The 26,708-nt window shown below is 72.6% G+C and carries 25 protein-coding genes, 1 tRNA gene and 1 pseudogene; 6 read left to right on the top strand and 21 right to left on the bottom strand.

The genetic code is table 11. The features are described 5' to 3' along the window. Window positions 1–55 precede the first annotated feature (55 nt). Window positions 56–1,132: a LacI family DNA-binding transcriptional regulator gene (locus ML5_RS05080; RefSeq protein ID WP_013473959.1), complete on the top strand. Its 1,077-nt coding sequence runs from the start codon at window positions 56–58 to the stop codon at window positions 1,130–1,132. Window positions 1,133–1,400: 268 nt separating this feature from the next. Further along, window positions 1,401–3,035 (top strand): glycoside hydrolase family 13 protein, encoded by a 1,635-nt coding sequence (locus ML5_RS05075; RefSeq protein WP_013473958.1) that lies wholly within the window; start codon window positions 1,401–1,403, stop codon window positions 3,033–3,035. 153 nt (window positions 3,036–3,188) lie between these two features. On the opposite strand, the gene ML5_RS05070 is transcribed toward ML5_RS05075, so the two are convergent. From ML5_RS05070 to ML5_RS05045, 6 genes are all read right to left on the bottom strand, one after another. After that, a complete protein-coding gene (locus ML5_RS05070) occupies window positions 3,189–3,632 on the bottom strand; it encodes a hypothetical protein (protein WP_030274101.1) in 444 nt (147 codons plus the stop codon). 73 nt (window positions 3,633–3,705) lie between these two features. After that, entirely contained in the window at window positions 3,706–4,080 is a 375-nt protein-coding gene (locus ML5_RS05065) for a GntR family transcriptional regulator (RefSeq protein ID WP_013283968.1), read from the bottom strand. Then, entirely contained in the window at window positions 4,077–5,018 is a 942-nt protein-coding gene (locus ML5_RS05060; RefSeq protein WP_013283967.1) for a YhjD/YihY/BrkB family envelope integrity protein, read from the bottom strand. The genes ML5_RS05065 and ML5_RS05060 overlap by 4 nt, the downstream gene beginning before the upstream one ends. 56 nt (window positions 5,019–5,074) lie before the next feature. Beyond that, a complete protein-coding gene (locus ML5_RS05055; protein ID WP_013283966.1) occupies window positions 5,075–5,662 on the bottom strand; it encodes a 2'-5' RNA ligase family protein in 588 nt (195 codons plus the stop codon). Window positions 5,663–5,684: 22 nt separating this feature from the next. Then, complete coding sequence (gene trpS / locus ML5_RS05050; RefSeq protein ID WP_013283965.1) at window positions 5,685–6,710, bottom strand: tryptophan--tRNA ligase; 1,026 nt, start codon at window positions 6,708–6,710, stop codon at window positions 5,685–5,687. A gap of 33 nt (window positions 6,711–6,743) precedes the next feature. After that, complete coding sequence (locus tag ML5_RS05045; RefSeq protein ID WP_174361694.1) at window positions 6,744–7,760, bottom strand: hemolysin family protein; 1,017 nt, start codon at window positions 7,758–7,760, stop codon at window positions 6,744–6,746. Window positions 7,761–7,991: 231 nt separating this feature from the next. Here ML5_RS05045 and galE point away from each other — a divergent pair, with 231 nt between their 5' ends. Both galE and galK read left to right on the top strand, forming a co-directional pair. Next, window positions 7,992–8,924, top strand: a complete 933-nt coding sequence (galE, locus tag ML5_RS05040; RefSeq protein WP_236619427.1) for a UDP-glucose 4-epimerase GalE — start codon at window positions 7,992–7,994, stop codon at window positions 8,922–8,924. Continuing rightward, window positions 8,921–10,072 (top strand): galactokinase, encoded by a 1,152-nt coding sequence (galK, locus tag ML5_RS05035; RefSeq protein ID WP_013473956.1) that lies wholly within the window; start codon window positions 8,921–8,923, stop codon window positions 10,070–10,072. Before galE ends, galK begins: the two co-directional genes overlap by 4 nt. A 90-nt stretch (window positions 10,073–10,162) precedes the next feature. Here galK and ML5_RS05030 read toward each other — a convergent pair whose 3' ends face one another. The 9 genes and pseudogenes from ML5_RS05030 to ML5_RS04990 all read right to left on the bottom strand — a co-directional run bounded on the left by ML5_RS05030 (window position 10,163) and on the right by ML5_RS04990 (window position 18,649). Further along, window positions 10,163–11,464 carry a sulfate adenylyltransferase subunit 1 gene (locus ML5_RS05030; protein WP_013473955.1) on the bottom strand — a complete coding sequence of 434 codons (1,302 nt, stop codon included), beginning with the start codon at window positions 11,462–11,464 and terminating at the stop codon, window positions 10,163–10,165. Then, window positions 11,464–12,375 (bottom strand): sulfate adenylyltransferase subunit CysD, encoded by a 912-nt coding sequence (gene cysD, locus ML5_RS05025; protein WP_013283960.1) that lies wholly within the window; start codon window positions 12,373–12,375, stop codon window positions 11,464–11,466. The genes ML5_RS05030 and cysD overlap by 1 nt, the downstream gene beginning before the upstream one ends. A gap of 79 nt (window positions 12,376–12,454) precedes the next feature. Next, the gene (locus tag ML5_RS05020) at window positions 12,455–13,288 is read right to left on the bottom strand and encodes a 3'(2'),5'-bisphosphate nucleotidase CysQ (RefSeq protein ID WP_013473954.1); all 834 of its coding nucleotides are present in this window, start codon (window positions 13,286–13,288) and stop codon (window positions 12,455–12,457) included. A gap of 65 nt (window positions 13,289–13,353) precedes the next feature. Beyond that, window positions 13,354–13,944 (bottom strand): aminoacyl-tRNA hydrolase, encoded by a 591-nt coding sequence (gene pth, locus ML5_RS05015; protein ID WP_013473953.1) that lies wholly within the window; start codon window positions 13,942–13,944, stop codon window positions 13,354–13,356. 100 nt (window positions 13,945–14,044) lie between these two features. Beyond that, window positions 14,045–14,740 carry a 50S ribosomal protein L25/general stress protein Ctc gene (locus tag ML5_RS05010; protein ID WP_013473952.1) on the bottom strand — a complete coding sequence of 232 codons (696 nt, stop codon included), beginning with the start codon at window positions 14,738–14,740 and terminating at the stop codon, window positions 14,045–14,047. A gap of 284 nt (window positions 14,741–15,024) precedes the next feature. Further along, window positions 15,025–16,005 (bottom strand): ribose-phosphate diphosphokinase, encoded by a 981-nt coding sequence (locus tag ML5_RS05005; RefSeq protein ID WP_013283956.1) that lies wholly within the window; start codon window positions 16,003–16,005, stop codon window positions 15,025–15,027. A 56-nt stretch (window positions 16,006–16,061) separates the two neighbouring features. Then, window positions 16,062–17,585: pseudogene (gene glmU, locus ML5_RS05000) on the bottom strand (bifunctional UDP-N-acetylglucosamine diphosphorylase/glucosamine-1-phosphate N-acetyltransferase GlmU); the annotation flags it as partial. Window positions 17,586–17,701: 116 nt separating this feature from the next. Then, a tRNA-Gln gene (locus tag ML5_RS04995) sits at window positions 17,702–17,773 on the bottom strand. A gap of 15 nt (window positions 17,774–17,788) precedes the next feature. Then, window positions 17,789–18,649 carry a helix-turn-helix domain-containing protein gene (locus ML5_RS04990; RefSeq protein WP_013473951.1) on the bottom strand — a complete coding sequence of 287 codons (861 nt, stop codon included), beginning with the start codon at window positions 18,647–18,649 and terminating at the stop codon, window positions 17,789–17,791. Window positions 18,650–18,721: 72 nt separating this feature from the next. Between ML5_RS04990 and ML5_RS04985 the strand changes: the two genes are divergently transcribed. Further along, on the top strand, window positions 18,722–19,390 hold the full coding sequence (locus ML5_RS04985) for a TetR/AcrR family transcriptional regulator (RefSeq protein WP_013473950.1): 669 nt from the start codon (window positions 18,722–18,724) through the stop codon (window positions 19,388–19,390). Between the two features lie 24 nt (window positions 19,391–19,414). Here the strand turns inward: ML5_RS04985 and ML5_RS04980 are convergent, their stop codons facing one another. The 6 genes from ML5_RS04980 to ML5_RS04955 form a co-directional block, all read right to left on the bottom strand. Next, on the bottom strand, window positions 19,415–19,882 hold the full coding sequence (locus tag ML5_RS04980) for a DUF4383 domain-containing protein (protein WP_013283951.1): 468 nt from the start codon (window positions 19,880–19,882) through the stop codon (window positions 19,415–19,417). 115 nt (window positions 19,883–19,997) lie between these two features. Continuing rightward, window positions 19,998–20,453 (bottom strand): DUF4383 domain-containing protein, encoded by a 456-nt coding sequence (locus ML5_RS04975; RefSeq protein ID WP_013283950.1) that lies wholly within the window; start codon window positions 20,451–20,453, stop codon window positions 19,998–20,000. Window positions 20,454–20,551: 98 nt separating this feature from the next. Continuing rightward, the gene (locus tag ML5_RS04970) at window positions 20,552–22,351 is read right to left on the bottom strand and encodes an ABC-F family ATP-binding cassette domain-containing protein (protein ID WP_013473949.1); all 1,800 of its coding nucleotides are present in this window, start codon (window positions 22,349–22,351) and stop codon (window positions 20,552–20,554) included. Between the two features lie 65 nt (window positions 22,352–22,416). Next, window positions 22,417–23,370 carry a 4-(cytidine 5'-diphospho)-2-C-methyl-D-erythritol kinase gene (locus ML5_RS04965; protein ID WP_013473948.1) on the bottom strand — a complete coding sequence of 318 codons (954 nt, stop codon included), beginning with the start codon at window positions 23,368–23,370 and terminating at the stop codon, window positions 22,417–22,419. Window positions 23,371–23,456: 86 nt separating this feature from the next. Then, complete coding sequence (rsmA, locus tag ML5_RS04960) at window positions 23,457–24,326, bottom strand: 16S rRNA (adenine(1518)-N(6)/adenine(1519)-N(6))-dimethyltransferase RsmA (RefSeq protein ID WP_013473947.1); 870 nt, start codon at window positions 24,324–24,326, stop codon at window positions 23,457–23,459. A gap of 102 nt (window positions 24,327–24,428) precedes the next feature. After that, on the bottom strand, window positions 24,429–25,334 hold the full coding sequence (locus tag ML5_RS04955; RefSeq protein ID WP_013473946.1) for a TatD family hydrolase: 906 nt from the start codon (window positions 25,332–25,334) through the stop codon (window positions 24,429–24,431). Between the two features lie 81 nt (window positions 25,335–25,415). Here ML5_RS04955 and ML5_RS04950 point away from each other — a divergent pair, with 81 nt between their 5' ends. After that, a complete protein-coding gene (locus ML5_RS04950; RefSeq protein ID WP_013473945.1) occupies window positions 25,416–26,660 on the top strand; it encodes a hypothetical protein in 1,245 nt (414 codons plus the stop codon). The last annotated feature ends 48 nt before the right edge of the window (window positions 26,661–26,708 follow it).

Genomic DNA, 26,708 nt, shown 5'->3' with positions numbered 1-26,708 from the left:
GGAAGGGCTTGCAGAAGTGTACGCAAGACTTTGCCGTTGGGCTAAAGTGCCGCACATGCGCGCTCGACTGTCCGACATCGCCCAACAGGCTGAAGTCAGCGAGGCCACGGTGTCGCGGGTGCTCAACGACCGCCCCGGTGTGGCCCCCGAGACCCGGCAGGCCGTCCTCACCGCCCTCGATGTGCTCGGCTACGAACGACCGGCCCGGCTGCGCAAGCGCAGCGCCGGGCTGGTCGGCCTGGTCGTGCCGGAGCTGGACAACCCGATCTTCCCGGCGTTCGCCCAGATCATCGAGTCCGCGCTCGCCCCCACCGGCTACACCCCGGTGCTCTGCACCCAGACCCCTGGTGGCGTCCGCGAGGACGAGTACGTGGAGATGCTGCTGGACCGGCAGGTCTCCGGCATCGTCTTCGTCTCCGGCCTGCACGCCGACACCGCCGCGGACCACGACCGCTACCGCACGCTGCTGGCCCGGCCGCTGCCGATCGTCATGATCAACGGATACGCCCCGGGCATCCCCGCGCCGTTCGTCTCCTGCGACGACCGGGAGTCAGCCGAACTCGCCGTCGCCCACCTGGTCGCGCTCGGGCACCGCCGGATCGGCCTGATCACCGGCCCGGACCGGTTCGTGCCGGTGCAGCGCAAGGTCGCCGGCTACAAGGCCGCGATGGGGCGCCTGACCGACATCAGCGAGGACGAGCTGGCCGAGCTGACGGAGCTGTCCCTGTTCGGCGTGGAGGGCGGCGAGGCGGCCGCGGGCCGGCTCATCGAGCGCGGCGCGACCGGACTGGTCTGCGGCTCGGACCTGATGGCGCTCGGCGCGATCCGGGCCGCCCGCCAGCGCGGGCTGTCGGTGCCGGGCGACATCTCCGTGGTCGGGTACGACGACTCCCCGCTGATGGCGTTCACCGACCCGCCGCTGACCACCGTGCGCCAGCCGGTCGCCGCCATGGCCGTGGCCGCGGTGCGGGCCCTGGTCGACGAGATCAACGGCCACCCCTCCCCGAACTCGGAGTACCTGTTCCGGCCCGAGCTGGTGGTACGCGGCTCCACAGCGGTGGCCCGCCCCGCCGACCCTCCGAAGCGCCAGCGCTCCGCCACCCCCACCCCGTCCCTCCCCATCCCCGCCTGACTCCCCCCCGCGCCCTTGAGCGGGGCGATCATGAGGTTGGCGGGGACAAATCGGGCGACGAAGGCCGTCAACCTCATGATCGACGGGAGTCGGCGGGCGGTGAGGGTGGGTGGGTGTCCCGGGATGCGGGAGAGGGTGCCGGAGCAGCGGCGGGTGATGGCCGTCATTTCTTGCGCAAGGAATGCTTGACTCTTGCAGTGCGATGGCGGCATTCTGCTCAGACACCCTGCGCCGCACCAGAAGCCGCCACAGAACGGGATCGACACCGATGACCTCCGTCCCCAGCACCACCCCACGCACCGCCGACGACGACTGGTGGCGGTCCGCGGTCGTCTACCAGGTGTACGTCCGCAGCTTCGCTGATGCGAACGCCGACGGTGTGGGTGACCTCCAGGGCATCCGGCAGCGCCTGCCGTACCTGCGTGACCTCGGCGTGGACGCGCTCTGGCTGACGCCGTTCTACACCTCGCCGCAGGTCGACGCCGGCTACGACGTGGCCGACTACCGCGACGTCGACCCGCTGTTCGGCAACCTGACCGACTTCGACGAGATGATCACCGACGCGCACGCGCTCGGCCTGCGGATCATCGTGGACATGGTGCCGAACCACACCTCCAGCGCGCACCCGTGGTTCGCCGCCGCGCTGGCCGCCGGACCGGGTTCGCCGGAGCGTGAGCGCTACCTGTTCGCCGACGGCAAGGGCGAGCAGGGCGAGCTGCCGCCGAACGACTGGGAGAGCATCTTCGGCGGTCCGGCGTGGACGCGCGTGGTCGACGGCCAGTGGTACCTGCACCTGTTCGACCCGGCCCAGCCCGACCTGAACTGGCGCCACCCGGAGGTGCGGGCCGAGTTCGAGGACGTGCTGCGCTTCTGGCTGGACCGTGGCGTGGACGGCTTCCGGATCGACGTGGCGCACGGGATGATCAAGGCCGAGGGCCTGCCGGACGTGGGCTTCAACTCGATGACCACCGGCCAGCGCCAGTCCGAGCTGCTGGGCAAGGGCCGGCTGCCGTACTTCGACCAGGACGAGGTGCACGACATCTACCGCGCCTGGCGGCCGATCCTGGACAGCTACCCGGGCGGCCGGATGGCGGTCGCCGAGGCGTGGGCCGAGACGCCGCAGCGGCTGGCCCGCTACATCGGCCCGGACGAGCTGCACCAGGCGTTCAGCTTCGACTTCCTCGACGCCACCTGGTCGGCCGACTCGTTCCGCAAGGTGATCGACACGGCGCTGGCCGAGTCCACGATCGTGGGCGCGCCGACCACCTGGGTGCTCTCCAACCACGACCGGCAGCGGCACGTCACCCGGTACGGCGACGGCGAGGTCGGCCTGCGCCGTGCCCGTGCCGCCGCGCTGCTGATGTTCGCGCTGCCCGGCTGCGCGTACGTCTACCAGGGCGAGGAACTGGGCCTGCCGGAGGTGCTCGACCTTCCCGACGAGCTGCGTCAGGACCCGGCGTTCCGGCGCACCGGGGAGAGCCGGGACGGCTGCCGCGTGCCGATCCCGTGGGGCGGCGAGCTGCCCCCGTACGGCTTCGGGCCGGACGGCAGCGAGCTGAGCTGGCTGCCGGCGCCGGCGACCTGGCGGTCGCTGTCGGTGACCGCCCAGACCGGGGTGCCCGGCTCGACGCTGGAGCTGTACCGGACCGCGCTGCGCACCCGGCACGAGCACCCGGCGCTGGCCGGCCTGGACGCCATCACCTGGCTGGAGACCGAGCCCGGCGTCCTGGCGTTCCGCCGCACCGCCGGGGACGCCGAGGTGACCTGCGTGGTGAACATCAGCGGCGCCGAGGTGACTGTGAGCGGCTACGGCCGCCCGCTCGTCGCCAGCGCCGAACTCACCGAGCGGGGCGACGGACACGTCCTGCCGGTGGACGCGGCTGCGTGGTTCGAACGGCGCTGAGCCGGGTAACCCGCCAACGACCTGGCCGTCCGTTGTGCCCCGCGCCGACGGGCGGCTGGGCTGCCGACCCCTTGTGGTGGGGGGTGAGGTGGCCCCGGCCCCTCGGGAGTCCGCTCCCGGGGGGCCGGCGTCCATCGGGGAGCGCGCGCGTCCTCAGCCGCCCTTGGCGGTGAGCAGCGCGGCGATCCGGGCGAACCCGGCCCGGATCTCCTCCCGGTCGGGCGCCTCCACCGGCTCGGGCTCCGGCTCGCGTTCGGCGGCCCGTTCCAGTTCCTCGTCGATGACGTCCTCGAAGTCGCCGTAGAGGTCCGCCTGGTCGATCTCGGCCGCCTCGTCCTCGGCGGCGATCTGCGCGGCCGCGATCTCGCCGCGGATCTCCTCCGGTGTGAGCGCCGGCAGCAGCGGCTCCACCACCGCCATCAACTGCTCGTCGGCCACCACCGCCTCGGCCAGCGCCAGCGCGTGCGGTCGCTCGTACGGGCCGCAGACCACCGGCTCCCAGTCGTCCTCGGCACCGAGCGGGCCGAACGTGATGATCCACGGCAGACTCCGGATCGGGGAGTCGTCCGGCAGGTCCAGTGTCACGAGTGCGCCCACCGGCCCATCATGGTCGCCGCACATCGGCCCGGGGAACGCATTCATCGGACTCTCCCCGCTTCGGGGACCACGCTCAGCCACGCGTACCGGCGTCCAGCGCCGCACGGACCAGCGCGACAGCCCGCTCCGGCGCGACACCCAGGCGCCGCGCCTCGGCGGCGTACTCGGCGGCGGCCCGGTGCAGCCGGTCGGTGGCGTCGTCCCGGCCGGGGGCCACCACCGTGCCGTGCCGGCCGCGCGTCTCCACCAGGCCGGCGCCCTCCAGTTCCCGGTACGCTCGCGCCACGGTGTTCACGGCCAGCCCCAGGTCGGCGGCGAGCTGCCGCACGGCCGGGAGCCGGGTGCCCACCGGCAGCCGCCCGTCGCCGATGCGCGCGGCGAACTGCGCCCGCACCTGCTCGTACGGCGGCACCGCCGACTCGGCGTCGATCCGGATCCGCGCGCTCATCCCGCTCCCCCCGGTGTCCCCGGTTCCGTCTCCTCGTCGAGCACGTCCGCCTCCACGTCCACCTCCCGGGCACCGCCCTCGGCCAGGTCCACCACCCGGCCGTACCGGCTGGTGGCGGCGAGCGCGGCGCCGAAGAGCACCAGCTGGTTGAGCAGGTAGAGGTAGAGCAGCAGGCCCACGGCGGTGGCGACCACTGTGTACGCGGGGTTCCGCTCGGTGCGTACCACGTAGTAACGCCCCACGGTGTTCAGCAGGGTGATACCGACGGCGATGGTCAGGATCGCCGGGCGCAGCCGGCGCCGGCTCATCCGCAGCCGCGGCACTGCGAGCAGCAGCGCGGCGGCGAGCACGGCGTTGACGAGCACGCTCAGCAGCGCGCTGATCGTGGTCAGGCCCACCGAGCCGGTGCTGCGCAGCAGGAAGCGCAGCAGCGACTCCAACGCGTCCACGGCGGCGACCGAGACGAACAGCAGCACGAAGACCGCCACCAGCACGCCCAAGTCGACAAGCCGCCGCACCACGAGGTTGCCGGGCTGCTGGTTGAAGCCGTACATCAGCCGCTGCGAGGAGCGGATCGCCTCCACCCAGCCGATGCCGGTGAAGACCAGGATGACCAGGCCGACCACGCCGACGGTGCTGCTGCTCTCGGCGATCTGTACCGGGTCGAGGAAGGGCAGGTTCTCCTCCAGGAAGTGGGCCGCGCCGCGGCTGACCTCCTCGTTGTCGCGCAGCACCGCGCCGAAGATCCAGTACGCGACGAGCGCGAGCGCGAACACGGCGAAGAAGCCGTAGTACGCGATGGCGGCGGCGAGCCGCCCGGCGAGCAGGTCGGCGTAGAGCGTCCCGGCCCGCCAGACGTGGTCGAAGACCGACGAGCGGCCCCGGGCCGCGTCGATGCGGCGCCCCACCGCCGCCTCGATCCGGCCGAAGACGTTCACCCCGTCATCCTCGCCGATCTCCGCCCGTGGCGGAGGGGCCCCGGCCGGTCGGATGTTCAGCTCCGGCCGCCGAGCCGGAAGTCGCGGCGGGGCTGCCACCGGGTCGCCCCGCTGTGCGAGAACAGCGTGAACGCGTCCACCTGGAACAACGCGGAGAAGTCGGCCAGGTCCTCGTACGCCCTGTCGAGCACCTCGGGCGGCACGTCCTGCGCCACAGTGACGTGCGGGTGGTACGGGAAGCGCAGCTCGCGCCGCAGCTCGGGGGCCGAGTTGATCGCGGCCGCCAGCAGTTCGCACTCGCTGATCCCGGCCGCCACCGCCACGAACACCACCTGGGTGACCGGGCGGAACGTGCCGGTGCCGCGCAGGTGCAGCGTGAACGGCAGGTGCGCGGCGGCGACCCGGTCCAGGTGCTCCTCGACGGCGGGCAGCGCGCGTACCGGAATCTCGGTGGGCCCGAGGAGGGTGACGTGCGCGGGGACGGCGAGCGGGTCGCCGGCCTCGACCCGGCGGCGGGTGAGCAGCCCGCCCCAGGGCTCGGGGACGTCGACCGCGATCCCGATCTGGATCGTGTCCGCGCCGCCCGGCGCCGTGTCACTGCCCGCCACGTCGCGCGCCACCCCTCCGGCCACCGGCTGCGTCACCCGTTCCCGCCCGTCCGGGCCGTTACTCGAACCGCACCGGCGGGAAGAAGCCGACCCGCTCGTACGCGTCCCGCAGCGTCCCGGCGGCCACCGACCGGGCCTTCTCCGCGCCCCGCGCCAGCAGCTTGTCGAGCTGGGCCGGGTCGTTCAGGTAGGCGTTCGTGCGTTCCTGGATCGGCGTGACGAACTCCCGCACCACCTCGGCGAGGTCCTTCTTCAGGTCGCCGTAGCCCTTGCCGTCGTACGCGGCGACCAGGTCGTCGACGGACCGGCCGGACAGCGCGGAGTAGATCGTCAGCAGGTTGGTGATGCCCGGCTTGCCCTCGGCGTCGAAGACGATCTCGCGGCCGGTGTCGGTGACCGCCGAGCGGATCTTCTTGGCCGACCGGGCCGGGTCCTCCAGCAGGTCGATGATGCCGGCCGGCGAGGACGACGACTTCGACATCTTGGCCGTCGGATCCTGCAGGTCGGTGATCTTCGCGGTGTCCTTCACGATGTGCGGGGAGGGCACTGTGAAGGTGCGGCCGAACAGCGAGTTGAACCGCTGCGCCAGGTCGCGGGAGAGCTCCAGGTGCTGCCGCTGGTCCTCGCCGACCGGCACCGCGTTCGCCTGGTAGAGCAGGATGTCCGCGGCCTGGAGGATCGGGTACGTGAACAGGCCGACGCTGGCCCGCTCGCTGCCCTGCTTCTGCGACTTGTCCTTGAACTGGGTCATCCGGCCGGCCTCGCCGAAGCCGGTGATGCAGCCGAGCACCCAGGCCAGCTGCGAGTGCTCGGGCACCTGCGACTGCACGAACAGCGTGCTGCGCTCCGGGTCCAGGCCGAGCGCGAACAGCTGCGCGGCGGCGAGCCGGCTGCGGCGCTTGAGCACCAACGGGTCGTGCCCCGCGGTGATCGCGTGCAGGTCGACGACGCAGTAGTAGGCGTCGTGGCTGTCCTGCAACGCCACCCAGTGCCGCAGCGCGCCCAGGTAGTTGCCGAGGTGGAACGAGTCGGCCGTCGGCTGGATGCCGGAGAAGACGCGCGGGCGGGCGGGTACGTCGGACATGGCGGCAATTCTGTCAGCAAGCCCCGGCGTCCGTCATGACGGGCCGGTGGATCGGGCGGGTACGGGCGGAAGCGGACCGTTCACCTCACGCCGGGGCTCGGGCAGCCGCGCGGCGGAGACCGCCAGGCGGGACACCCGCCGGCCGTCGAGCGTGAGCACCCGCAGCAGCCAGCCCGCCGGATCGGCGGGGACCGATCCGGCGGCCGGGTCGACAGCCACCGGCACCTCGTCGCCCGCCACGGGCAGCCGGCCCAGGGCGGCCATCACGTACCCGCCCACCGTCTCGTACGGCCCGGCGGGCAGCGGCACCCCGGTGCGCTCGGCGAAGTCGGTCAGGTTGAGCCGGCCGTCGACGACCGCGGGCAGGCCGGCGGGTTCCGGTTCGAGCGGGCCGTGCTCGTCGTCGCGGATCTCCCCGACCAGTTCCTCGACCAGGTCCTCGCAGGTGACGATGCCGGCCGTGCCGCCGTACTCGTCGACGACGACGGCCAGGTGGTGGCCCTCCCGGCGCATCTCGGTGAGCGCCGCCAGCACACGCTTGCTGTCCGGCAGGCGCTTCACCTCCCGGATCAGGTCGCCGACCAGGAGCAGCCGGTCCGCGTCCGGGCGCAGCAGCACGTCCCGCAGGTGCACCAGGCCGACCACGTCGTCGTGGGTGCCGTCGACCACCGGGTAACGGGTGTGCGGGTCGGCCCGGACCAGCCGCTGGGCCTGCGCCAGCGGGAGCGCCGCGCTGAGGAAGACCACCTCGGTGCGGGGCACCATCACCTCGCGGACGAGCCGGGCGCCGGCCACCAGCACCTCGTCGATGATCCGCCGCTCGTCCGGGTCGAGCAGCGTGTTCGCCGCGACCAGGTCCCGTAGTTCGGCCTCGCTGATCCGTTCCCGCCCGGCGGTGGGGCTGGCCCCGAGCAGGGCGGTGACCAGGCGGGTGGCGCCGTCGGCGCCGCGCACCACGAGACGGGCCACGGTGCGGGCCAGCGGGCCGGGTTCGCGTCGGGGCCGCCCCGACGGTCGCCGCCGGGGCCCGGGACCACCACCCTCCCGCATGAGAAGGATGGTAGACAGCGGCCACCCTACGCTCGGCTCAATGTGCGGATCTGTTCAATCATGAAGGATTATGATGGAATAGAGGCGGACTCAACTCGACAGCCGCGACACAGCCCCCGGCCGTAGGGTGATCACGGGACGGCCGCCGCGGGACGCGGCCCAGGCAGGAGGACCGACGTGAAACTGCTCGTCACCGGCGGCGCCGGCTACATCGGCAGCGTGGTGACCCGGATGCTGCTCGACCACGGCCACCAGGTGACCGTGCTGGACGACCTGCGCACCGGTCACCGGGAGGCCCTCGCCCCCGACGCCACCCACGTCGAGCTGCCGGTGCACGAGGCCGCCCGGGTGCTCACCCCCGACGCCGGGTTCGACGGCGTGCTGCACTTCGCCGCCCTCATCGCCGCCGGCGAGTCGATGATCCGCCCCGAGCTGTACTGGCACACCAACACGGTCGGCTCGATCGCGCTCATCGACGCGGTCCGCGCCGCCCGGGTGCCCCGGATGGTCTTCTCCTCCACCGCCGCCGTCTACGGCAACCCCGCCGAGCTGCCCATCCCGGAGACCGCCGTCAAGGCGCCCACCAGCACCTACGGCGCCACCAAGCTGGCCGTCGACATGGCGCTCACCTCCGAGGCGATCGCGCACGACCTGGCCGCCGTCTCGCTGCGCTACTTCAACGTCGCCGGGGCGTACCTGCGCGACGGGCTGGCCATCGGCGAGCGGCACGACCCGGAGACGCACCTCATCCCGATCGCGCTCGACGTGGCCGCCGGACGGCGGGAGAAGCTCCAGCTCTTCGGCGACGACTACCCCACAGTCGACGGCACCTGCGTCCGCGACTACATCCACGTCGAAGACCTGGCCCGCGCCCACCTGCTCGCGCTGGACGCGGCCACCCCGGGCCGGCACCGCATCTACAACCTCGGCAACGGCAACGGCTTCACCAACCGGCAGGTGGTCGACGTGGTCCGCGAGGTCACCGGGCACCCGGTGCCGGTCGAGGTGGCCCCCCGCCGCGAGGGCGACCCGGCCGAGCTGGTCGCATCCTCCGCGCTGGCCCGCGACGAGCTGGGCTGGACGCCGGCCAAGCCCACCCTGCACGACATGGTCGGCGACGCCTGGGCGTTCTACCGGGCGCACGTCGCGGGACAGCCCTCATGAATGTCGCCGACCGCGCCACGGCCGGCTTCCGGCAGCGGTACGGCGCCGAGCCGGCGGGCCGCTGGGCGGCTCCCGGACGGGTCAACCTGATCGGCGAGCACACCGACTACAACGACGGCTTCGTGCTGCCCTTCGCGCTGCCGCTGCGTACCGTGGTCGCCGCCGCGCCCGCCCCCGACGGACGCTGGACCGTCTGGTCGGAGCTGGACGACGAACCGGTCGAGTTCGGCGCGGCGGAGGCCGACGAGCCCGGCCGGGTCGACGGCTGGGCCGCCTACGTGGCCGGGGTGGTGTGGGCGCTGCGCGCCGACGGCCACGACGTGCCGGGCGCGCGGCTCGCCGTCGCCTCCGACGTGCCGGTCGGCTCCGGGCTCTCCTCGTCGGCGGCGATCGAGTCGGCGGTGCTGGCCGCGCTGGTCGACCTCGGCGGGCTCGACCTGCCCGCCGGGCGGTGGCCGCGGCTCGCCCAGCGGGCCGAGAACGATTACGTCGGCGCACCCACCGGGATCATGGACCAGTCCGCGGTGATCCGCGGCCGGGCCGGGCACGCGCTGTTCCTCGACTGCCGCACCGAGGAGGTCGAGCAGATCCCGTTCGACCTGGACGGCGCCGGGCTGGCCGTGCTGGTGATCGACAGCCGGGCGCCGCACCGGCACGCGGACGGCGAGTACGCCGCTCGGCGCAAGAGCTGCGAGCAGGCCGCCGCGACGCTCGGGGTGACAGCGCTGCGCGACGTCGACGTGACCGGCCTCGACGCCGCGCTCGCACGCCTCGACGACGACGAGACCCGCCGCCGGGTCCGGCACGTGGTGACCGAGAACCAGCGGGTGCTCGACACCGTCGCGCTGCTGCGCGCCGGCCGGGTCCGCGACACCGGTCCGCTGCTGACCGCCTCGCACGCCTCCATGCGCGACGACTTCGAGATCACCGTGCCGGAGATCGACACCGCGGTCGAGGCGGCACTGTCCGCCGGGGCGTACGGCGCGCGGATGACCGGCGGCGGCTTCGGCGGCTGCGTGCTCGCCCTGGTCGACGCCGACGCCGCCGACGCGGTGGCGGCCGCCGTGACCGAGGCGTACGCGGAGCGCGGCTTCACCGCCCCCGGCACGCTCACGGTGCTGCCCGCAGATGGCGTCACCCGGCTGTAAGGAAGGGCCCCTTATTAACGCCTGCGGTAGAGGAAGGGCCCCTTGTTAACAGCGCACTGTTAACAAGGGGCCCTTCCTTGCAACCCAGGGTCAGCCGGCCTCGACGATCATGCCGGCGCCGACCGTACGGTTCGTCGACTCGTCGATGATCACGAAGCCGCCGGTGGTGCGGTTACGGCGGTACTCGTCGGCCAGCAGCGGAACCGTGGTGCGCAGCCGGACCCGGCCGATCTCGTTGAGCTTCAGCTCACCGGCCGTCTCGTCGCGGTGCAGCGAGTTGATGTCCAGCCGGTAGTGCAGCCCGCGCACGATCGCCCGCACCGAACGGGTCGTGTGCTTGATCGCGTACTTGCCGCCGACCTGCAACGGCCGCGTCTCGTCCATCCAGCAGATCATCGCCTCGATGTCCTGCACGGCCATCGGGGCGTTGTTCGGCCGGCAGATCATGTCGCCGCGGGAGATGTCCAGCTCGTCGGTCAGCCGGACCGTCACCGACATCGGCGGGAACGCCTCGTCCACCGGGCCGTCCGCGGTCTCCACCGCGGCGATCCGGCTGGTGAAGCCCGACGGCAGCACCATCACCTCGTCGCCCGGCTTGAGCACGCCGGAGGCCACCTGACCGGCATAACCCCGGTAGTCGGTGACGGTGGTGGACTGCGGCCGGATCACGTACTGCACCGGGAACCGCACGTCGACCAGGTTGCGGTCCGAGGCGATGTGCACCCGCTCCAGGTGGTGCAGCAGCGACGGGCCCTCGTACCAGGGCATGTTCTCCGAGCGGGTGACGATGTTGTCGCCCTGCAGCGCGGACACCGGCACCACCGTCAGGTCCGGCACGTCGAGCTTCGCGGCGAACGCGGTGAACTCGTCCGCGATCCGCTCGTAGACCTCCTGCGACCAGTCCACCAGGTCCATCTTGTTCACGCACAGGACCAGGTGCGGCACCCGCAGCAGCGAGCAGAGGAACGCGTGCCGGCGGGACTGCTCCACCAGGCCCTTACGCGCGTCCACCAGGATCAGCGCCAGGTCGGCGGTGGAGGCGCCGGTGACCATGTTCCGGGTGTACTGGATGTGCCCCGGGGTGTCGGCGATGATGAACTTCCGCCGCGGCGTGGCGAAGTAGCGGTACGCCACGTCGATGGTGATGCCCTGCTCCCGCTCGGCGCGCAGGCCGTCGGTGAGCAGCGCCAGGTTCGTGTACTCGTCGCCCCGGGCCGCACTGACCGCCTCGACGGCGGCGAGCTGGTCACTGAACAGCGACTTGGTGTCGTAGAGCAGACGGCCGATCAGCGTCGACTTGCCGTCGTCGACGCTGCCCGCGGTGGCGAACCGCAGCAGGTCCATCGGCCGCGCGGTCTCGCTCTCGGCCGGGGCCAGGGTCTCGACGCTCATCAGAAGTAGCCCTCTCGCTTGCGGTCCTCCATGGCGGCCTCGCTGACCCGGTCGTCGCCGCGGGTCGCGCCGCGCTCGGTGATCCGCGTGGCGGCCACCTCCTCGATCACCTTCTCCACCGTGTCGGCGTCCGAGCGGACCGCCGCGGTGCAGGAGGCGTCACCCACGGTCCGGTACCGCACCTGGGCCTTGAACGGCTGCTCACCGGCGCGCGCCCGGAAGAACTCGTTCACCGCGTAGAGCATGCCGTCGCGCTCGATCACCTCGCGCTCGTGCGCGTAGTAGATCGACGGCAGCGGGATCCGCTCCCGCTCGATGTAGTGCCAGACGTCCAGCTCGGTCCAGTTCGACAGCGGGAACACCCGGATCGACTCGCCCGGGTGGTGCCGGCCGTTGTAGAGCGCCCACAGCTCCGGACGCTGGTTCTTCGGATCCCACTGGCCGAACTCGTCGCGGAAGCTGAACACCCGCTCCTTGGCCCGCGCCTTCTCCTCGTCGCGCCGGGCGCCGCCGAACAGCGCGTCGAAGCGGTGCTTCTCCACCGCCTCCAGCAGCACCGGCGTCTGGATCCGGTTGCGCATGCCGTCGGCCGACTCGCGGACCAGGCCCTTGTTCAGCGCCTCCGGCACGCTCGCCACGATGAGCTGCAGGCCCAGCTCGGCCACCCGCTGATCGCGGTAGTCGAGCACCTCGGGGAAGTTGTGCCCGGTGTCCACGTGCATCACCGGGAAGGGGATGTTGGCCGGCGCGAACGCCTTCTGGGCCAACCGGAGCATCACGATCGAGTCCTTGCCGCCGGAGAACAGCAGCACCGGCCGTTCCATCTCGGCGACGACCTCGCGCATCACGAAGATGCTCTCCGCCTCGAGCGCGTCGAGGTGCGACACCTGGTACGCGGCGGGGGACGTCATGACACGAACTCGATTCGCACGGATCCGTACATCGGATTCCAGACCTTTCAGGTCGGACTCGTGAAGAAGAACGCTCAGGTTACCCGGAATGCCGCTGCAACGCTGCAAGCAACCGACTCGCGAGATCCTTGCGGCAGACCAGCAGATCCGGTAGGCGCGGGTCGGCCCCGTTGTATTTCAGCGCAGAACCGTCGATCCGGGAAGCATGCAGACCGGTGGCCGTCGACACAGCGACCGGAGCGGCCGAATCCCACTCGTACTGACCGCCCGCGTGGATGTACGCGTCGATCTCACCCGTGACCACGGCGGCGATCTTCGCGCCCGCCGAGCCCATCGGAACCAGATGAGCGCCGACGTCCTCTGCCAGGTCGGTCAGGAAAACCGGCGGACGGCTACGGCTGGCCGCCAAGCGGATGACCCGCGCGCCGCCCCCGGTGGCCGCCTCCACTGTCATCGGCGGGTACGCCGGCGGGTGGTCCGTGCCGAGCACCCGGTGCTGGGCCGGCAGCGCCACCGCGCCCGCCACCAGACCGTACGGCCGCGACGCGTTACGCGACCAGAGCGCCACGTGCACCGCCCAGTCCGCGCGCCCCTCCTCCGCGTACTCCCGGGTGCCGTCCAGCGGGTCGATGATCCAGACCCGGTCCGCGGTCAGGCGCGAAAGCGCCGCGTCTGTCACCTCCGCCGTCCAGGCCAGCCGCGAGCCCTCGTCCTCCTCCGACAGCACCGCGTCCGCCGGCCGCCACTTCGCCAGCTCGGTGCGGATCAGATCGTGCGAGACCTTGTCGCCGGCCGACCGGAGCGCGCCCGCGTCGGCGAAGCCCATCTCCGCGCGCAGGGCCGTCAGCGCCTGACCGGCCCGGGACGCCAGCCACCGGGCGAACCCGCCGTCGATCATCGGAGGACTGCCCATGCTGCTCCCGTCACCCGCCTTCGCTCCCGTCGCCCGAGGCTACCGGCCGGGCTCCGCCCCGCCGCTCAACCCCCGTGGTACAGGTTCTGCGTCGGCTCCACGCCCTTCAGAACCACGGACTCCACCACGTCCGCCGCGCGGTCCACCAGGAACTCCAGCTCCTTGCGCTCCGACGAAGAGAAATCCGAGAGTACGTAGTCAGCCGGGTCCTGCCGGCCCGGCGGCCGGCCGATGCCGAACCGCACCCGCACGTAGTCCTTGGTGCCGAGCGACTTCGACATCGAGCGCAGGCCGTTGTGCCCGCCCTCGCCGCCGCCGCACTTCACCCGCACCTGCCCGTACGGGATGTCCAGCTCGTCGTGCACCGCGATCACGTGCGCCGGCGGGATCTTGTGGAACTGCGCCAGCCCGGCCACCGGACCGCCGGAGAGGTTCATGTACGTCAACGGCTTCAGCAGCACCAGCTTCGGGCCGCCGAACCCCAGCCGCCCCTCCGCGGCCTCGGCCATCGCACGCTTGTGCCGCCCGAACTTCGCGCCCACCCGGGCCGCCAGCAGGTCGGCCACCATGAACCCGACGTTGTGCCGGTTGCCCGCGTACTCCCGGCCGGGGTTGCCCAGGCCGACCACCAGCCACGGTCCCGCCTCGTCCGTCACCCGACGCCCCTTCCCGCTCGCTCGCCCGACCAGCCGTCCCGATACGCCGACAGGCGCCCCCGGGAACCGGGGACGCCTGTCGCACAGCCTTGCGGACCGGTCAGGCCTCGGTCTTCGCCTCGGCCGGGGCCTCCTCGCCCTCGGCGGCCGGAGCGCCCTCGGCACCCTCGGCGGTCTCCTCGCCGACCTCGGCCTCGGCCTCCTCGGTGGCCACCTCGACCTCGGGGAGGGTGGCCTCGAGCTGCTCGGCGGTCGGAGCGGCGGTCACCGAGGCGACAGCGGTCTCCTCGTCGGTGGCCAGCTCGACGCCGGCCGGCAGCTCGACGTCGGCGGCGGTGATCGTGGTGCCCGGCTCGGCGCCCTCGATCGACGCCTCCAGGTGGTCCGGCACCTTGGTCGCGTCGGCGGTCACCGACAGCGTGTCGTGGTCGTGCACGATCAGGGTGTCCTTCGCGGCCTCACCGGTCAGCTGGACCGGGACCTCGACGGTGACCTTCTCGCCACGGCGGACCAGCAGCAGGTCCACGTGCTCGAAGGTGTCCTTGATCGGGTCACGCTGGATCGCCTTCGGCAGCGCCAGCACCTGGGTGCCGTCGCTGACCTCGATCGCGAAGAGCTGGTTCGCGCCGCCCTTACGGATCGCGGCGGCGAACTCCCGCGCCGGAAGCGCGATGTGCTTGGGCTTCTCGCCGTGGCCGTACAGCACGGCGGGCACCTTGCCGGCCCGGCGGGTACGACGGGCACCACCCTTGCCGAACTCGGTACGGGGCTCGGCGCTGATCTTTACCTCGGACACGGGGAAACTCCTGATGCTTCGCTGCGGCGGCTTGTCGTCTGGCGGTGCTGGGGCGAGGGGCTCGCTGGGGCTAGGGTCATGAACGACCGCCCGGAGCACCGCGTCGATGACGGCGCCTCCGTGCGGTGCTTGTCAGCAGCCCGCCGGGCACCCTCGCCGTGGCAACCGCACCAGTCTACCCGAGGGAATTCCCGGCTCTCCGGCAGTCCCCCATATCACCGCCCCGCCGGTTCCGCAGGGCATCGGCCCGGCCGCCGGGAACTCCCGGCGACCGGACCGCACGCTCAGCTCAGGCCACCGAACAGGGTGGTCACCGAGCCGTCGTCGAAGACCTCCCGGATCGCCCGCGCCAGCAGCGGGGCGATCGACAGTACGGTCAGCTTGTCCAGCTGCTTCTCCGACGGCAGCGGCAGCGTGTTCGTCACCACGACCTCGCTGATCGGGCTGTTCTTCAGCCGCTCCGTCGCCGGGTCGGACAGCAGCGCGTGGGTCGAGGCGACCACGATCTCCGCCGCGCCCTGCTCCTTGAGGATGTCCGCCGCCTTGGTGATCGTGCCACCGGTGTCGATCATGTCGTCCACGATCAGGCACACCCGGCCCTCGACCTCACCGACCACCCGGTTCGCCACCACCTGGTTCGGCTTGAGCGGATCGCGGGTCTTGTGGATGAACGCCAGCGGGCAGCCGCCCAGCCGGTCGGTCCAGCGCTCGGCCACGCGTACCCGGCCCGAGTCCGGCGCGACCACCGTCATCGGCCGGCCCGCGTACTTGTGCTCCACGTACTCGGCCAGCACGTCCATCGCGAACAGGTGGTCCACCGGGCCGTCGAAGAAGCCCTGGATCTGCGCGGTGTGCAGGTCCACGGTCAGGATCCGGTTCGCGCCCGCCGTCTTCAGCAGGTCGGCGATCAGCCGCGCCGAGATCGGCTCCCGGCCGCGGTGCTTCTTGTCCTGCCGCGAGTACGGGTAGAACGGCAGTACCACGGTGATCCGCTTGGCCGAGCCGCGCTTCAGCGCGTCGACCATGATCAGGGTCTCCATGACCCAGGTGTTCACGCCGTGCGTCACGGACTGCACCACGAAGGCGTCCGAACCACGGACCGAGTCCTTGTACCGTACGAAGATCTCGCCGTTGGCGAAGTCGTACGCGTCGGCCGGCGTCGGCGCGACGCCGAGCACCTCACCGATCTCCTTGGCCAGCTCCGGAAAACCCCTCCCGGAGAAGAGCATCAGGCTCTTGCGGTTTTCGGCGACGATGCTGCCCATGGGCCCGTCTGCTCCCGTATGTCGGTGGTGCCCGGCGGCGGTGGGGCCGGGGACTGTTCGGTTGCAGTATGCCCCCGGTTCAGCGATCCACCCACGGCCCGCCGATCCCCGTGGATTCAGTCACCTTCGCTTGCGGCGCCGCCCGTGTCCGGCGCACCCTCACCGGCCCGCCGCGCCGCCTCCGCGGCGTCCGTACCGGCCCGCTTGCGCAGCACCCAGCCCTCCACGTTGCGCTGCTGACCACGCGCCACCGCCATCGCGCCCGGCGGCACGTCTCCGGTGATCACCGAACCCGCAGCGGTGTACGCGCCGTCGCCCACCCGCACCGGCGCCACGAACATGTTGTCCGCTCCGGTACGGGCGTGACTGCCGATGGTGGTGTGGTGCTTGCGTACCCCGTCGTAGTTGACGAAGACGGTGGCCGCGCCGATGTTGCTGTGGTCGCCGATCGTCGCGTCGCCCACGTACGACAGGTGCGGCACCTTCGACCCGTCACCGATCGACGCCTTCTTGGTCTCCACGAACGTGCCGACCTTCGCCTTACGGCCCAGCCGCGACTCCGGCCGCAGGTACGCGTACGGGCCGACGCTCGCCTGCGGGCCCACCTCGGCGCCGAGCGCGTGGCTGCGCACGATGCTCGCGCCCGCGCCCACAACCGTGTCCACGAGCGTGGTGTCCGGGCCGACGAGCGCGCCCTCGCCGACCACTGTCGCGCCCTGGAGCTGCGTGTTCTGGTCGATCACCGCGTCCCGCTCGACGGTCACGGTCACGTCGATCCAGGTGGTGTGCGGGTCGAGGATGCTGACCCCGGTACGCATCCAGCCCTCGTTGATCCGGTCGCGCAGCAGGCGGCGCAGCGCGGCCAGCTCGACCCGGTCGTTGCAGCCGAGCGTCTCCACGTGGTCGGCGGCGCAGTGCACGGCCACCGGCTCACCGGCGTCGCGCAGCAGCGCGAAGACGTCGGTCAGGTACTCCTCGCCCTGGTCGTTGTCCGTGGAGAGCTTGCCCAGCGCCTCCCGCAGGCGAGCCGCGTCGAATGCGTAGATGCCCGCGTTGATCTCCCGCAGCGCGCGCTGCTGGGGGGTGGCGTCGCGCTCCTCGACGATCTGCTCCAGGTGCCCCTGCGCGTCCCGCACGATCCGGCCCAGACCGGTCGGGTCCGGCACCTCGGCGGCCAGCACTGTCGCCGCCGCGGCGGCCTCCTCGTGCGCCTCGACGAGCGCCTGGACCGTCTCCGGCCGCAGCAGCGGCACGTCCCCGTTGATCACCACGACGGTGCCGGTCGCGTCCGGCACCGCGTCCAGCGCGATGCGGACCGCGTGCCCGGTGCCGAGCTGGCGCTCCTGGAGCACCGGCGTGGCACCCGGGGCGACCTCGGTCAGGTGCTCCCGGACCTGGTCGGCGCCGTGGCCGACCACGACCACCGAGCGGTCCGCGCCCAGCGGACCGGCTGCGGCCAGGACGTGACCGAGCAGGGTACGGCCGAGCAGCGGGTGCAGCACCTTGGGCAGGGACGACTTCATCCGCTTGCCCTCACCGGCGGCGAGCACGACAACGGTGCGGAGGTGGGGCTGGGACACGACGTGGCTCCCGTCGGGACGGCGACAGTCTCGCGGTCATGCTAACCACGCGGCTCGCCACAATTCGCATCCGGCCACACAAACGCCGTTCGCCCGGGAGCGATCCGACGAATGAGCTGGGGTGCCTGGATTCGAACCAGGAGCTCAAGGCTCCAAAGGCCTGCGGGTTGCCGTTACCCCACACCCCATTGCCATGTCAAGACCTACGGAGCGGCGTCTTTCCCTTGCACTTCGTCCGCGATCCGGAACAGCTCGGCGATCATACCTTCGATCCGCCAGTAGAGCTCACGACTGCGGGGCACGGTGATCACGAGGCAGCCGTGATAGGTGTCGCCGGTGTTCCGCCGTACGGTCGTCGGGTTGTGCCGCTTGAGCACCGTGCGGCGAAACCTCTCCGCGGGCAGTCGCAGCCGCCCCACCCACCAGCGCACAGCGGCCTCGGCGTCCGCCGACTCGTGGATGCTCACGCGATAGGTCGGCACCGTCCGGTCCACGCCGCAGACCTCCAGGAACCGGAGGAACAGGGCCAGCAACCCCGGATCGGTGTTGACGAACTGGATTGTCACCGCCCGCCGCCAGGGCTTGGACTTGGCTCCCTCGCACCAGTAGATCGCCGCGCCCAGCATCAGAAGATCCCGCTCACCGAGACCGCCGACCACACCGGCGGCGCGCGCGTGCTCCGCGACCTGGGCGGCGTCCCGCGCCTCCCGGTACGCGCTCCAGCGTGCCTCCGTCATCGCCTTCGAGTGCTCGCGGCGCCGCTCCGCGGCCGCGTCGTCCGGGTCCAGCGGCAGGTGGCGCACCCACTGGTACGCGGTCGACTTCGCCACCCCGAGCTGCGCCGCGATCTGGTTGACCGACCGGCCCGCCGCGCGCAGCCGCAGGGCCTCGGCACGGGTGTCGTCCCGGGCTCGCGGCCGGCGGGTCCACTCCGGCGGCGGGACGCCGCGCAGCAGCGCGTACACCCGGTCGCGGCCGATGCCCAGGCGGGCCCGGATCTCGGCGACGGAGAGCTGCTCGTCTACGCGCAGGCGCCGCGCCTCGGCGGCGAGGGGGTCGGTCACCGGAGCAGATTAGAACACCCGTACGACAGCAGCCGGTCTGACCAAGAGCGTCGCGCCTGGCAGGATGGACGGGTGACCGACGTATCCGGCAGCGACCGCGCCCGGCGGCGGCCCGTGCCGGCGGCGAAGCCCTCCCGGGTGCGGATGTCCGCGACGCAGCGGCGCGAGCAGTTGATCTCGATCGCCCGGCAGATCTTCGCCGAGAAGGGCTTCGACGCGACCTCGATCGAGGAGGTGGCGGCGCGCGCCAAGGTCTCCAAGCCGGTGGTCTACGAGCACTTCGGCGGCAAGGAGGGGCTCTACGCGGTGGTGGTGGACCGGGAGGTCCGCGCCCTGCTGGACCGGATCACCACGGCGTTGACAGCGGGCAACCCGCGGGAGCTGCTGGAGCAGGCCGCGCTGACGCTGCTGACCTACATCGAGGAGGAGACCAGCGGGTTCCGGGTGCTGGTCCGGGAGTCGCCGCTGATGTCGGCGACAGGCAACTTCAGCAGCGTGATGAACGACGTGGCGCACCAGGTGGAGCACATCCTGGCGGGCGAGTTCTCCATCCGGGGGTACGACCCGAAGCTGGCGGAGCTCTACTCCCAGGCGCTGGTGGGCATGGTGGCGCTGACCGGCCGCTGGTGGCTGGAGGTACGCAAGCCGCGCAAGGAGACGGTGGCGGCGCACCTGGTGAACCTGGCCTGGAACGGGTTGTCGCACCTGGAGTCGAAACCCGGGCCGATCCCCCGGGGCTGACGCCACGTCGGCGCAACAGCCGCTTCAGCGCTCACCGATGGGGTGGTAGCGGCGCTGCCGCTCCTCCTCGGCGTGCTCGGCGGTGCCGACCTTGTCGTAGAGGCCGGTGGCGAGCAGGACCAGCCCGAACAGCAGCGACACGATGACTGTCGACATCGAGAAGTTCAGGAAGTTCGCCGGGGTCTGGAGCACCGACATCATCAGGATGCCGGTGACCAGGAAGACCACGCCGGCGGTGAGGTTCATGTAGTGGCCGAGGTTGTCGCGGCGGGACGCCCCGATCAGCAGGACCGCGCCGAAGACCACGGAGACCAGCGAGAAGGCCAGGTTGGTACGCAGGCCGAGCGCCCAGTCGCTGTCCCGGCCGAACAGTCCTTCGCCCCAGGTCTGGAAGACGCCGAAGACGCCGAAGACCAGGATGTAGAGGCCGATGAGCCCGGACAGCACCCGGTAGAGCGGCCGCGCGGGGTGGTTCACCGGGAAGTGCGCCATGATGCCCTCCAGCCGTGTGACTGATTCGGGGCAATTGTCACCTGCGTTGTCCGGTCGCGTCCGGAAAACACCGAAGGCCCGGCGCAGCGCGCCGGGCCTTCGGTGAGAGACGGGATCAGAGCACCAGGCGGGCCTTCTGCCAGGCCTCGTGCTCGTCGTCGGAGCCGACCTTGCCGTACATGCCGACCATCAGGAGCACCAGCGCCAGGGTCAGGACCACGACGTCGGTCATGATCGAGAAGTTGAAGATGTTGGCGTCGGTCTGCAGGAACGCCAGCGCGGCCAGGCCGATCACCATCAGCGTGTAGGCCAGCCACTGGTTGATCGCCACGTCGAGGTTGCGGCCGATCGCCGTGCCGACCAGGATCACGACGCCGACCAGCACCGACAGCAGCGAGAACGCCATGTTGGTGCCCTGGCCGAGGACCTTGGTGTCGTCCTGGGCGAGGAAGTCGTTGCCGGCGCTGGCGATGATGCCGAGGCCGCCGAAGACGACGAAGTACAGACCAACGAGCCCGCCGATCGCCCGGTAGATCGGCCGCGCGGGGTGGTTGACGGGGGTGTGGGCCATCTCTGCGTCTCCAAAAGACCGTTCGGACGAGGGTTCCACAGGTGATTGTCCCGTACGCCGGTCAGTGACGCCGCACACCCCCCACCCCGGGCGGCAGGTCAGCCGCCCGGGAGCTCCTCGGCGAGGGACAGCCAGGTCTCCTCGGTGCGGTCCCGCTCGGCCCGTACCTCCTTGAGCTGGGCGTCCAGCTCGGCGACCCGGGCGTAGTCGGTGGCGTTCGCGGCGAGCTGCTCGTGCAGGCCCGCCTCCTTCTGTTCGAGCTTGGCGATCTGCCGTTCCAGCCGGTTGAGTTCCTTCTTCGCGACGCGTACCTCGGCCGCTGACATGCCCTCGCGCGCCGACGCCGCCGTGGCCGGGGTGAGATCGGCGGGTGCCGGGCCGCCGGCCGCGGCGGCGCGCGCGAGGTACTCGTCGACGCCGCCGGGCAGGTGCACCAGCCGGCCGTCGCCGAACATGCCGTACGCGACGTCGGTGACCCGCTCGATCAGGTAGCGGTCGTGGCTGGCTACCACGATGCTGCCGGGCCACGAGTCGAGCAGGTCCTCCAGCGCGGCGAGCGTGTCGGTGTCCAGGTCGTTCGTGGGCTCGTCGAGCAGGAGCACGTTCGGCTCCCCGGCGAGCAGCCGCAGCATCTGCAGGCGGCGGCGCTCGCCGCCGGACAGGTCGCTCACCGGGGTCCAGAGCCGCTTGTCGTCGAAGCCGAAGATCTCGGCGAGCTGGGCGGCGCTGATCTCCCGGTCGCCGAACTGCACACGCCGGGCCACCTCCTCGACGGCTTCCAGCACGCGCAGGTGGCCGGGGAGTTCGGCGAGTTCCTGGGACAGGAACGCGGGCCGGACGGTCTGCCCGGCGGCGAAGCGCCCGCCGTCGGGGCCGGTCACCCCGGCGAGCATCCGCAGCAGGGTGGTCTTGCCGGCGCCGTTGCGGCCGAGGATCGCGACCCGGTCGCCGGGCCCGACCTGCCAGGTGGTGTCGTGCAGGATCTCCTTCGGGCCGGCGTGCAGCCGGACGTGTTCGAGGTCGTACACCTGCTTGCCGAGCCGGGCGGTGGCGAGCCGCTGCAGCGACATGGTGTCGCGGGGTTCCGGCACGTCGGCGATGAGCGCGTTCGCCGCGTCGATGCGGAACTTGGGCTTCGAGGTGCGTGCGGGGGCGCCCCGGCGCAGCCAGGCGATCTCCTTGCGGAGCAGATTCTGGCGGCGGGCCTCGGTGGCGGCGGCGACGCGTTGCCGCTCGACGCGTGCCAGCGTCCATGCGGCGAAGCCGCCCTCGTACGCCCGGACGGTCTGGTCGGCGACCTCCCAGGTGGTGGTGCAGACGGCGTCGAGGAACCAGCGGTCGTGGGTGACCACGACGAGCGCGCCCTTGCGGGTGACGAGGTGCCGGGCCAGCCAGTCGACGCCGCCGACGTCGAGGTGGTTGGTGGGCTCGTCGAGGACGAGCAGGTCGGCGTCGCGGACCAGCAGCGCGGCGAGTGCGACGCGGCGGCGTTCCCCGCCGGACATCGGGCCGACCGGCGTGTCCAGGCCGAGGTGGGGCATGCCGAGGCCGTCGAGGATGGCGCGGACACCCGCGTCGCCGGCCCACTCGTGCTCGGCGCCCATGCTCTCGCCGAGCCAGGCGGTGCCGAGCACCACGTCCCGCACGGTCAGTTCGGGGGCGAGGTCCAGGCGCTGCGGCAGCCAGGCCACCCGCAGGTCGCGGCGGTGGGTGACGCGGCCATCGTCGGGTTCCTCGGTGCGGGTGAGCAGGCGCAGCAGCGTCGACTTGCCGGCGCCGTTGAGGCCGACCACACCGACCCGGTCGGCGTCGTCGAGGCCGAGCGAGACCTCGGTGAGCAGCGGCCCCGCGGCGCCGTACCCCTTGGACACCCGGTCCAGGTTGACGATGTTGGCCACTGACCCACCCTTCACGACTCAGGCGTCCCGGGGGCCCGGGACGCCTGAGTCAAGGGTACGGGGCGTCAGACCACGCGGGCGCCGGCGACCGGACCGTGCGCGACGCGGGCCTCCCGGCACACCCCGGCGGCGGTGATCTCGGCGGCGATCCGGACGGCGTCGGCCTCGCCGGTGGCGAGGAAGACGCAGGTGGGTCCGGAGCCGGAGACGATGCCGGCGAGCGCCCCCGCGGCCTCGCCGGCCTTGAGCGTCTCGGCCAGCGAGGGGCGCATGGTCAGCGCGGCGTCCTGGAGGTCGTTGCCGAGCGTGGCGGCGAGCACCCGCGGATCGCGCTGGCGCAGCGCGGCGAGCAGCGCGTCGGTGCTGCCCAGCGGCGTGCCGGCGGCTCCGGCGTCACGCAGCCGGTCCAGTTCCCGGTACGCGGCCGGGGTGGACAGGCCGGCGTCGGCGATCGCCACCACCCAGTGCCAGGAGGTGGGGCGGGCCAGCACCGGGCTGACCGCCTCGCCGCGGCCGGTGCCGAGCGCGGTGCCGCCGTGGATGAGGAACGGCACGTCCGAGCCGAGGTCGGCGGCGATGCCGGCGAGCTCGTCGCGGGACAGCCCGGTGCCCCAGAGCGTGTCGCAGGCGACGAGCGCGGCGGCGGCGTCGGCGCTGCCACCGGCCAGCCCGCCGGCGAGCGGGATCTGCTTGCGCAGGTGCAGCCGGGCGTGCGGGGCGACGCCCGCGTAACCGGCCAGCGCGTGCGCGGCGCGCAGCGCCAGGTTGGTGTCGTCCAGCGCCAGCTCGCCGGCGCCCTCGCCCTCCATGGTGAGGGTGAGCGTGTCGCCGCGACGGGCGGTCAGCTCGTCGTAGATCGAGATCGCGTGGTAGACGGTGTTCAGCTCGTGGTAGCCGTCACGCCGCAGCGGTCCGACCCCGAGATGCAGGTTGACCTTGGCGGGCACCCGCACCTTGACCGGGCCGCCGGCGCCGCGCCGCTGCCCGTCCTCGTCCCCCGGTCGCCATGCCTCGGTCACCGGGTGGACTCCACCGGACGTGGGCGGATGTCGAACGGCTTCGGCACTGTCAGCTCCTCGGCGAGGGGTCGGGCAACGGCGCCAGCCTACTGCTCGCCGCCGGGGGCGTCCGGGGCCGACGCGGCGATGGCGGCGAACTGCTCGACGGTGAGCGATTCGCCCCGCGCGGACGGGTCCACGCCGGCGGCGGTGAGCGCCGCGGCGGCCCGGTCCGCGCCGCCGGCCCAGCCGGCCAGGGCGGCGCGCAGCGTCTTGCGGCGCTGGGCGAACGCGGCGTCGACGACGGCGAAGACGGCCTTCCGGGGTACGTCCGGCCGGGGCGGCTCGCGCCGGGTGAACGCGACCAGGCCGGAGTCGACGTTCGGCACCGGCCAGAACACGTTCGGCGGGACCTTGCCGGCGGCGCGGGAGCGGGCGTACCAGGCGAGTTTGACCGACGGGATGCCGTACACCTTGGAGCCGGGACCGGCGACGAGCCGGTCGGCGACCTCCTTCTGCACCATCACCAGGCCGTGGCGCAGCGTGGGCAGCTCGGCGAGCAGGTGCAGCACGACCGGCACGGCGACGTTGTAGGGCAGGTTCGCCACCAGCGCTGTGGGCGCCGGGCCGGCCAGGTCGTCGGCGGTGACCCGCAGCGCGTCGGCCGGATGGACGGTGAGCCGCTCGGCGGCCGCCCCGGCGAAGCGGGCGGCGGTCTCCGGCAGCGCGGCGGCGAGCGCCGGGTCGAGTTCCACAGCGTGCACGTGCGCGGCGACCGGGAGCAGGGCGAGCGTGAGCGAGCCGAGCCCGGGGCCGACCTCCAGCGCCACGTCGTCGGGGGTCAGCCCGGCGGTGGTGACGATCCGGCGCACGGTGTTGGGGTCGTGCACGAAGTTCTGGCCGAGTTTCTTGGTCGGCGTGACGCCGATGCGCGCGGCGAGTTCCCGGATCTCCGCCGGGCCGAGGAGTCCGGTCACGCCCCGTAGCGTAAGCGCCCCCGCCCGCGGGGAAGGAAGGGCCCCTTCTTAACGCCTCGCGATATGGAGGGGCCCCTTCTTAACGCCACGGACCGAACGCGCTCACCGCCACGGGCCGAACGCTCGCTCACCGTTCGTGGAGAGGGCGGCGCAGAGGGCGTCCACGTCGGTGCCGGTGGTCTCGGCGAGGAAACGGACCGTGAGCGGGATCAGGTACGACGCGTTGGGCCGTCCCCGGTACGGCATCGGGGTCAGGTAGGGCGCGTCGGTCTCCACGAGCATCTGCGCGGGCGGGGTGACGGCGGCGGCCTCGCGCAGCGCGGCGGCGCTGCCGAACGTGACGGTGCCGGCGAAGCTGAGCAGGAAGCCGCGCCGGACGCACTCGCGGGCGAAGTCGGCGTCGCCGGAGAAGCAGTGCATGACCACGGTTTCCGGGGCGCCCTCGTCGTCAACGATGCGCAGCACGTCGGCGTGCGCGTCCCGGTCGTGGATGACGAGCGCCTTGCCGTGCCGCTTGGCGATGGCGATGTGCGCCCGGAAGCTCTCCTCCTGCGCGGCCCGCCCGTCGTCGCCGGTACGGAAGAAGTCCATCCCGGTCTCGCCGACGCCCCGGACCCGGTCCCGGCCGGCGAGCGTCTCGATCTCGCGCAGCGCCTCGTCCAGGTCGGCCAGCCGGGGCGCCTCGTTCGGGTGCAGCGCGACGGTGGCGAGCACCGGGGCGTACCGGTCGGCGACGTCGGCGCTCCACCGGGACGAGTCGACGTCCACCCCGACCTGGACGAGCCGGTCCACGCCGGCCCGGGCGGCGACGTCGATCGCGGCGGCCACCGGGTCGTCGCCGGTGGTGCCGCCGGGAGGCGTGCCGAACTCGCCGACGGTGATGTCGAGGTGGGTGTGGCTGTCCGGCACGGGTACGGGCAGCGGCTCGGGGGCGGGCGGGAACTCCCCGGCCCGGCGGGCGGCGCGCTGCTTGCGGGTCTCGGTCTGCTCGGTCATCGCGGCCAGCATCACACACCCGCCCGGGGCTGCGTTCCCGGACCGCCACCGGCTGTTCACATGCCTCACATCTGGCGGGCTTAGCGTCCTGGAGTGACAGTCACCGACCAGGCCGGCGGGCCCGCCTCCGACCGGGCCGGGTTGCGCGTGACGTACGGCGGCCGGGTGCATCCGGCGGAGGAGATCGCCCGGGGCGCGGCGTACGAGTTGTTCAGCGCCGACGAGGCGCCCGGGTTCGAGTGGTGTCCCCGGCCCGGCAACGGCTATCCGTGGCGCCGGTTCGTGCACGCGACCGAGGTCGACGCGGTGCACGGGGGCGCCGGTTCGGCCGACGACACGGACGCGCCGCTGCTGATGCCGGTGCACCGGGACCGGGGCTGGGCGTACGTACACCAGCTCAGCCAGCAGCCGGGCGCGGCGGCGGATCCGACGCTCGCCGCCGTACGGGCGTCGGCGGTGATCCGGCCGGGTACCCGGATGGTGAAGGTGCTCTCCGCCCGGCAGCTCGCCGGGTACGTGCGGGGCGTGCTGCCGCACGGCTTCTGCTACCGGGAGCACGACGTCGCGCACCTGCGGACACCGGCCGGGATGGCGGTGCTGCGGGGCGACTCCGAGGGCGGCGACGTGGCGTACGCGGTGCGCTGGCGGGCCGCCGACCCGGCCGACTACGACGTGCCCGTGGGCCCGGCGCACCGGGGACTCATGGCGTTGCCGCCCCGGGACCGGCTGGGGCCGCCGGTGCTGGGTACCGGGTTCGTGCCGAGCAGCGCGCAGCTCGTACCGGAGTTCGTCACCCGGGAGTTCGCCGACCTGCCGATGCCGGCGAACGCCACCCTGCTCGCCTACCCGGCCGACGGGGTGGAGGTGGTCCTCTACACCTACCAGGCGGAGCAGCGGGGCTGGCTGCGCCTGGCCGGCCCGCAGTGGCGGCACCTGCTCGCCGCGGTGCCGGGTCTCTCCGCCGACCAGGAGTACGTGCCGACCGGCGAGGCGCCGCGCTCCACCCGGCTCGTCGGCACGTACGCGGGTTCGGAGTACGAGGCGGTGGCCGACCAGCCGGGCGGGTTCCGGGTGCTGGCGATGACCCGGGCGGCCCGGTACCCGGTGGACGCGGCGGCCCGGCGGGTGCGCACGGCGGCCTGGCGCGGGGTGCCCTGCCTGGTGCTGCGGGAGGAGGGCGGCTGGCTGCGGTTGCGGCTGCGCCGCCCGGATCCGGACGCGGTGGCCGCGACCGGCGCGCAGTGTCTGGAACGCGGCGTGTACGAGGTCTGGGCGCCCGGCGCCGAGCTGGCCGACGACCGGGTGGTGGACCTGCCCTATCCGGCCCGACACGAATAGACGAGGGCAGGTCGGGAAGGCGTGGGGTGTCCGAGAAACCCGCGCGAG

Origin of the sequence: Micromonospora sp. L5, from assembly GCF_000177655.2 — a bacterium.
Taxonomy (GTDB): domain Bacteria; phylum Actinomycetota; class Actinomycetes; order Mycobacteriales; family Micromonosporaceae; genus Micromonospora; species Micromonospora aurantiaca.
This window is presented reverse-complemented; position numbering and strand designations above follow the sequence as displayed.

Bases quoted from the DNA above. Each gene is read 5' to 3' on its own strand.
- ML5_RS05080 (WP_013473959.1), top strand. From the start codon at position 56: ATGCGCGCTCGACTGTCCGACATCGCCCAACAGGCTGAAGTCAGCGAG.
- ML5_RS05075 (WP_013473958.1), top strand. From the start codon at position 1,401: ATGACCTCCGTCCCCAGCACCACCCCACGCACCGCCGACGACGACTGG.
- ML5_RS05065 (WP_013283968.1), bottom strand. From the start codon at position 4,080: ATGAGCGCGCGGATCCGGATCGACGCCGAGTCGGCGGTGCCGCCGTAC.
- trpS (WP_013283965.1), bottom strand. From the start codon at position 6,710: ATGTCCGACGTACCCGCCCGCCCGCGCGTCTTCTCCGGCATCCAGCCG.
- ML5_RS05045 (WP_174361694.1), bottom strand. From the start codon at position 7,760: ATGCGGGAGGGTGGTGGTCCCGGGCCCCGGCGGCGACCGTCGGGGCGG.
- galE (WP_236619427.1), top strand. From the start codon at position 7,992: ATGCTGCTCGACCACGGCCACCAGGTGACCGTGCTGGACGACCTGCGC.
- galK (WP_013473956.1), top strand. From the start codon at position 8,921: ATGAATGTCGCCGACCGCGCCACGGCCGGCTTCCGGCAGCGGTACGGC.
- ML5_RS05030 (WP_013473955.1), bottom strand. From the start codon at position 11,464: ATGAGCGTCGAGACCCTGGCCCCGGCCGAGAGCGAGACCGCGCGGCCG.
- cysD (WP_013283960.1), bottom strand. From the start codon at position 12,375: ATGACGTCCCCCGCCGCGTACCAGGTGTCGCACCTCGACGCGCTCGAG.
- ML5_RS05020 (WP_013473954.1), bottom strand. From the start codon at position 13,288: ATGGGCAGTCCTCCGATGATCGACGGCGGGTTCGCCCGGTGGCTGGCG.
- ML5_RS05005 (WP_013283956.1), bottom strand. From the start codon at position 16,005: ATGGGCAGCATCGTCGCCGAAAACCGCAAGAGCCTGATGCTCTTCTCC.
- ML5_RS04980 (WP_013283951.1), bottom strand. From the start codon at position 19,882: ATGGCGCACTTCCCGGTGAACCACCCCGCGCGGCCGCTCTACCGGGTG.
- ML5_RS04975 (WP_013283950.1), bottom strand. From the start codon at position 20,453: ATGGCCCACACCCCCGTCAACCACCCCGCGCGGCCGATCTACCGGGCG.
- ML5_RS04955 (WP_013473946.1), bottom strand. From the start codon at position 25,334: ATGCTGGCCGCGATGACCGAGCAGACCGAGACCCGCAAGCAGCGCGCC.